6 protein-coding genes and 2 pseudogenes are annotated in these 6,336 nt (G+C 57.9%); 5 read left to right on the forward strand and 3 right to left on the reverse strand.

Translation table 11 applies throughout. The features are described from left to right. Positions 1-415 (forward strand): OprD family outer membrane porin (locus AC1DLB_RS21190; protein WP_477785589.1); only part of this gene is annotated, 415 nt, incomplete at its 5' end. Between the two features lie 105 nt (positions 416-520). Here the strand turns inward: AC1DLB_RS21190 and AC1DLB_RS21195 are convergent. Beyond that, positions 521-682, reverse strand: a pseudogene (locus AC1DLB_RS21195) (winged helix-turn-helix transcriptional regulator); the annotation flags it as partial. Positions 683-786: 104 nt separating this feature from the next. Between AC1DLB_RS21195 and AC1DLB_RS21200 the strand changes: the two are divergent. Further along, positions 787-1,905 carry an NADH:flavin oxidoreductase gene (locus tag AC1DLB_RS21200; protein ID WP_019579029.1) on the forward strand — a complete coding sequence of 373 codons (1,119 nt, stop codon included), beginning with the start codon at positions 787-789 and terminating at the stop codon, positions 1,903-1,905. A gap of 635 nt (positions 1,906-2,540) precedes the next feature. Here AC1DLB_RS21200 and AC1DLB_RS21205 read toward each other — a convergent pair. Next, entirely contained in the window at positions 2,541-3,122 is a 582-nt protein-coding gene (locus tag AC1DLB_RS21205; RefSeq protein ID WP_192350575.1) for a helix-turn-helix domain-containing protein, read from the reverse strand. 156 nt (positions 3,123-3,278) lie between these two features. Here AC1DLB_RS21205 and AC1DLB_RS21210 point away from each other — a divergent pair, with 156 nt between their 5' ends. Next, the gene (locus tag AC1DLB_RS21210; protein ID WP_477743229.1) at positions 3,279-4,172 is read left to right on the forward strand and encodes a DMT family transporter; all 894 of its coding nucleotides are present in this window, start codon (positions 3,279-3,281) and stop codon (positions 4,170-4,172) included. Positions 4,173-4,184: 12 nt separating this feature from the next. Further along, a pseudogene (locus AC1DLB_RS21215) lies at positions 4,185-4,319 on the forward strand (beta-ketoacyl-[acyl-carrier-protein] synthase family protein); the annotation flags it as partial. Positions 4,320-4,371: 52 nt separating this feature from the next. On the opposite strand, the gene AC1DLB_RS21220 reads toward AC1DLB_RS21215, so the two are convergent. Then, the gene (locus AC1DLB_RS21220) at positions 4,372-5,286 is read right to left on the reverse strand and encodes a LysR family transcriptional regulator (RefSeq protein ID WP_086944243.1); all 915 of its coding nucleotides are present in this window, start codon (positions 5,284-5,286) and stop codon (positions 4,372-4,374) included. 135 nt (positions 5,287-5,421) lie between these two features. Here AC1DLB_RS21220 and AC1DLB_RS21225 point away from each other — a divergent pair. After that, on the forward strand, positions 5,422-6,336 hold a 915-nt coding region (locus AC1DLB_RS21225; RefSeq protein ID WP_477785590.1), incomplete at its 3' end, for a zinc-dependent alcohol dehydrogenase family protein.

The raw sequence follows: 6,336 nt of genomic DNA on the forward strand, positions 1-6,336 counted from the left end.
CAAATACGGCGGCAACACCTTTTACGTGGGCTTGCAAAAACTCACCGGCGACAGCGCGTGGATGCGGGTCAACGGCACCAGTGGCGGAACTTTGGCCAACGATAGCTATAACTCCAGTTTTGATAACGCTCAGGAGCGCTCATGGCAGGTACGCCATGACTTTAATTTCGTTGTGCTCGGTATCCCGGGACTGACATTAATGAACCGATATATCAGCGGTGATAATGTCCACACAGGTTCGATAACAGATGGCAAGGAATGGGGCCGAGAATCGGAATTGGCCTACGTTGTGCAGTCCGGCGCGCTGAAAAATCTCAGCGTTAGATGGCGCAATTCGAGTGTTCGCAGGGATTTCAGCACCAATGAGTTTGATGAAAACCGGATTTTTATTAATTATCCCATATCGTTATTGTGACGAGTATTTCGCTCGCCCAATACCTGGCAGCGTGACTTCTGCGATCGCTTGAACAGTAATAACTTCATCAGGCGGTTGCAGATAAACCCAGCGTCAATTAGGCACTTAATGTGGCGTTGGTAGGTTTGCCTCCGCGGCCTCGTCAAACTTCGACCGGGCCGCTTCAACTTCAGGCAATTTGTCGAGCGTCCATTTATGCAGTTCGCGAAATGGCTGCTGCAGTGTTCGACCAAGTGGGGTGATCTCATACTGCACTGCCACAGGCGCATCGAAGTTTCCTCATGTATACCTAGGCGACTCTAAGTGCCTAATTGACATTTGGTTTACAAAATATACTTATATGGCTTCCAAAAGCAAACGGAGTCCATCCAATGTCAAACCTAGATACCAGCATTTTATTTCGTCCCTTTTCCATCCGGTCGCTTGAACTGAAAAACCGGATTGTCATGGCGCCGATGACGAGGCAATTTTCGCCGCAGGGCATCCCCGGCGAAGGGAGCACTGCTTACTACCGGCGGCGGGCAGAGGGTCAGGTCGGGTTGATCTTGTCGGAAGGCACCGTCGTTGATCGTCCCGCTTCACGTAATGGTTCCAACATTCCTTTTTTCCACGGTGAGGCAGCGTTAGCCGGATGGAAGAACGTGATCGATTCTGTTCACAATGCGGGTGGCCGGATGGGGCCGCAACTCTGGCACACCGGTGCAGTGCGTGACGTCAGCGGCTGGGAGCCTGATGCGCCAGTTGAAAGCCCATCTGGCCTCGACTCGCCAAACGACCCGCGCGGTGTGGCGATGAGCGAAGAGGATATTGCAGACACAGTTGCTGCATTCGCCAAGGCAGCGGCGGATGCGAAACGATTGGGTTTCGACACCGTTGAGATCCATGGGGCTCATGGTTATTTGATCGATCAGTTCTTCTGGGCCGGCACCAATCAGCGCACCGATCGTTATGGCGGACCGACTATCAAAGAGCGCTCCCGTTTTGCCGCTGAGATCGTGTCTGCCGTTCGTCATGCGGTCGGGTCCGAATTCCCTATCATCATGCGCGTTAGCCAATGGAAGCAGCAGGACTTTGGCGTGCGCCTCGCCGACACTCCTGCATTAATGGAAGACTGGCTGCTGCCGTTGGTTGAGGCTGGTGTTGATGTTCTGCATTGCTCGCAGCGACGCTTCTGGGAACCTGAGTTTCCCGAAATTGACGGGGAGACCGGACTGAACTGCGCGGGCTGGGCAAAGAAAGTCACTGGAGCCACAACCATCAGCGTTGGTTCGGTTGGGCTGGATAATGATGTTACTCACGCCTTCGCCGGAAAGGGATCAATCCCTGCGAGCCTGGATCGGCTCATCGAACGCATGGAGCGCGAAGAGTTTGATCTGATCGCTGTAGGGCGTGTTCTGCTGAGTGACAAGGATTGGGTCGCCAAAGTGGAAAATGGAGATTACGCAGATCTGAAGGGATTCAATCCGGCATCTTTAGCCGAATTGGCTTGAGCCTTACTGCGGAGTGGAGAGTGTGATGCCACAAAGGTTTTAGTCTGAAGGAATCAGAGGTCTAGCCTCGGATGCTGCGAGGTGGAGATCGTAATCTGCTGTTGAGTGCGCAATGACTGTTTCAATTGAGCGAACATGTCAAGGCCACTCAACATCCGCGCAAACAGGATTGCGTTGCAGTGTGGCCCGGGCATTTACGCGCAGGCTACACAGTGTTGCTAGGTAATGTAGTTAGATTTTTCATGGCGCGGGAATCCACCGATTGAGCAGCAAGGCTGCGGCGAAGAATCCATCTGCGATTTACCTATAACGCTCTGTTATTAAATGGTGATGAAGGCGGAGAGGGTGACGGGTTTGAGCGCTGCTTTTCAGGGTACACCTGAGATCGAAAACATTTGGGCAGGGCTCTAGGAAAGTGGTTCGCGCGATAAAAAAACTGATGATGCCCCCCACTTTTACCCCCAAGTCGCTCGTGATACACGAGCGAACGAAAATGGCGAGTACTGGCTGAATTCCATTAGGGTTCTAATGGTTACTGTTAACTCCGCATTGGAGTCAGGGGCATCGTGAGTCGCTGTCAGGGCGTCCAGAAAATTCAGGGCGATTCAACATTTGGCGTGTCCATGCCACCTATCTCAGGAATGCTCTATCACCATCACCGCAGTGGTGTCCGCCTCGAGTGCTTCGAACACGTGAGGCACATTCGCCAGGTAGCTGATGTAGTCGCCAGCGTTCAGCAATACAGGTCCAGTCGCCGGGCCGATATGGGCGCTGCCGCTGCACAACACCACGTGCTCTACGGTTCCCGGTGGGTGAGGCTGAGACAGCCGAACTTCGCCGGGCTGCACTTTGAGCCGGTAGATATCACGTTGTACTCCCGCCGGGCAATCGGCAAGCAGTGTCGCTGCATAATTGGCAGTCTCGGCATAGGTCGTCATACCCTCGTTGGCGCGAATCACCCGCAGGGTCTGCTGGGGTTGCTCGAAGAACCGAGTGACTTGCAAGCCCATTGCCATCGCCAGCGACCACAAGGTTTCGATGCTGGGGTTACCGATTCCCGACTCCAATTGAGACAAGGTCGACTTCGCCACCCCGGCGCGCTTGGCCAGCTCGGTCAAGGAAAGCCCGGCGGCCAGGCGCTCGCGTTTGATTGAAAGGGCCAGCAGATCGATTCGGCTCGGGTTATTTCTCAGCAGGTTGTTCGTTATATTGGTCATTCGTTTTTTAAATCATCCTGAAATGAGTTGACGCTCCCAGCGCGTTTTGTTCAGTATAGTGAGCGTTAGTTCATTATAAAGTTCTATTTGCCGAACCAACCCCCGCGAATGGCGGCTTAGGTTATGGCAATGCCGGCAGCAAGGAAGCAGTGAGTGATGAAGTCGCAAACCCGTGGGACGCTCGAAATGATTTCGGCCATGGTGATCTCCGGCACGGTGGGCTGGTTCGTCATCATGTCGGGGCAGAGCCCGGAGGCCGTGGTGTTCTGGCGTTGCTTGTTCGGCGCCATGGCGATGCTGGTCACATGCCTGGTGCTTGGGGTGCTGCGCCGCTCCCTGATCAACGCCCGGCAGTTCATTCTGGTGTGCCTTGGCGGGGTGGCGCTGATCCTCAACTGGGTGCTGCTGTTCAGTGCCTACAAACATTCCTCTATCGCCATTGCCACGGTGGTCTACCACGTTCAGCCGTTCATGCTGGTCGGTCTGGGTGTGCTGTTCTTCGCCGAGCGTCTCAGCACCGCCAAGGTCGGCTGGTTGCTGTTGGCCTTCGCCGGTCTGATGCTGATCGTGTCCGCCAAAGGCAGCGGGCAGGGCACTGGCGCCGACTACCTGCTGGGCGTTTGCCTGGCCCTGGCTTCAGCCTTCTTCTACGCAGTGGCGGCGGCGATCACCAAGCGCCTCAAGGACCTGCCCGCGCACCTGATCGTGCTGATCCAGATGGTGGTAGGCGTGCTGGTCCTGGCACCGTTCGTGGATTTCAGCAGGGGCGATACGGTCGAGGGCGCCTGGACATACCTGATCATTATCGGCGTGGTCCATACCGGGCTCATGTCGACCCTGCTGTACAGCGCTATCCAGAAAATCCCCACGGCGCTGGTCGGGGCACTGTCGTTCATCTATCCGATCGTCGCCATCCTGGTCGACTGGGTTGCCTTCGCCCACCCGCTCGGCGTCCTGCAAGTAATTGGCGCGAGCGCCATCCTGTTGGCGGCTGCGGGCATGAACTTCGGTTGGTCGCTGGGCCGCGCCCCGCATCAGGAAGTGATGTAGGGCTCGGCGAGAAACCTCCTGCTGATCGGAGCGGAAGCCTTTACCTCCGTCGTCAACCCGCAAGACCGTGCCACTTGGCCGATCTTTGGTGCCGGCGCCTCCACGGCCCGTCGCACCGTGGACGGTACGGACAATCGCCATGCATGACCGCTATGGATAGCGCCCGGTTGCCAGCGATCAGGCGCTACGCTGGTTTGATTCAAAGACTCTCAGGGTCCCCAAAGAACATCTGAATCCGCGACCTCAACCACCGCTCACCCGGATCATTATCCTGCGACCCGCGCCAGGCCATGTGCAATTCAAAGCTGCGCACCGGCAACGGTGGATCTTCCGCCCGAACACCACCGGCGGCGGTCAACGCTTCGGCGGTGTAGTCCGGGACGGTGGCCACGATGTCGGTGCCGCTGATCAGTGTGCTCAGCCCATTGAACTGCGGCACCGCCAGCACCACGTGCCGTTTGCGCCCCAGCTTCTCCAGCTCTTCATCTATAAAGCCGCTCAGGTCGCCCGCGAACGACACCAGCGCGTGGGGGCGGGCACAGAAGTCATCCAGGCTCAACGGCCCCGGCACGGAGTCGGCTCGCAACAGTTTCGGCATGCTGCGGCGCAGTACTTTGCGCTTGGCGTTGGCCGGCAGGTCGGCGGTGTAGCTGACGCCAATGGAAATTTCGCCCGAGGCCAACAGGTTCGGCATCAGGATGTAGTTGGCCCGACGCACCACCAGCACGATGCCCGGTGCCTCGGCGCGCAGGCGCTTGAGCAGCATCGGCAGCAACGCGAACTCGACATCGTCCGACAGGCCGATGCGGAACACCGCGGTGCTGGTGGCCGGATCGAATTCCGCCGCGCGACTGACCGCGGTGGAAATCGAATCCAGGGCCGGCGAGAGCAGGGCGAAGATTTCCACCGCTCGGGCGGAAGGTTCCATGCTGCGGCCCGTGCGCACGAACAACGGGTCATCGAACAGCCCACGCAGGCGCGAGAGCGCCGCACTGATGGCCGGCTGGCCGAGGAACAATTTCTCCGCAGCGCGGGTCACACTGCGCTCGTGCATCAGTGTTTCGAAAACGATCAACAGGTTCAGGTCGACACGACGCAGGTCATTACGATTCATCTGGGGTCCTGGCAGATTCAGCAAACTTGACGTGAGCGACCATATGAGAACAATGGCCGGCGTGAATCTTACGGGGAAAGGCTGGTACTCTGCACAGAGTTCAGGGCATTAGAGGTTACTTTGACGAGGTTTGCGATGTCCCGCACGATCCGTTTTCACAAGTTTGGTCCAGCCGAGGTGCTCAAATGCGAAGAGCATGCGGCCGCTCTGCCTGCGCCGGGCGAAGTGCAGGTGCGTGTCGAGGCGATAGGCATCAGCTGGTACGACATTCTCTGGCGCCAGAACCTGGCCTCGTCCCATGCTCGCCTGCCTTCAGGCCTGGGTCATGAAATGGCCGGCGTGGTCACGGCGCTCGGCGAGGGGGTCGATGACCTCGCTATCGGTGACAAGGTCGCCAGCTTCCCGGCCGAAAGCCCCAACGATTATCCGGTCTACGGCGAACAGATCGTTCTGCCGCGCACGGCGCTGACCCGCTACCCGGACGTGCTCAGCCCGGTCGAAGCCAGCGTGCATTACACACCGCTATTGGTCGCCTATTTTGGCTACACCGATCTGGCGCGCGTCAAGCCCGGGCAATTCGCTCTGGTGACCGACGCCAGTCACTGCGCCGGGCCGTCGTTCGTACAGCTGGGCAAAGCCCTTGGTGTGCGAGTAATCGCTGCGACCAAAACCGCGGACGAGCGTGAATACCTGCTGTCGCTGGGTGCCGAAAAAGTCATCGTCACCGAAGAAGAAGATCTGCTGATGCGGATCAACAAAATTACCGACAACCGTGGCGTCGATGTGGTGTTCGATGGCCTGGGCGGCCCGCAGATGTCGCTGCTCGGCGATGTGCTCGCGCCTCGCGGCAGCCTGGTGCTCTATGGCCTGCAAGGTGGTAACCAGACGCCATTTCCGGCCTGTGCGGCGTTCCAGAAGAACATTCAGTTCTTCGTGCACTGTATCGGCAACTTCACCGGCAAACCGGAGCTGGGCATCCTCCAGGATCAGGCCGCGCTGCAACGTGCCCTGCGCGACATCAACCAGTTGACCGCAGACCATGTGCTGCTG

The organism is Pseudomonas sp. 05N434, assembly GCF_056396965.1.

Bases quoted from the DNA above. Each gene is read 5' to 3' on its own strand.
- AC1DLB_RS21200 (WP_019579029.1), top strand. From the start codon at position 787: ATGTCAAACCTAGATACCAGCATTTTATTTCGTCCCTTTTCCATCCGG.
- AC1DLB_RS21220 (WP_086944243.1), bottom strand. From the start codon at position 5,286: ATGAATCGTAATGACCTGCGTCGTGTCGACCTGAACCTGTTGATCGTT.
- AC1DLB_RS21210 (WP_477743229.1), top strand. From the start codon at position 3,279: ATGAAGTCGCAAACCCGTGGGACGCTCGAAATGATTTCGGCCATGGTG.
- AC1DLB_RS21205 (WP_192350575.1), bottom strand. From the start codon at position 3,122: ATGACCAATATAACGAACAACCTGCTGAGAAATAACCCGAGCCGAATC.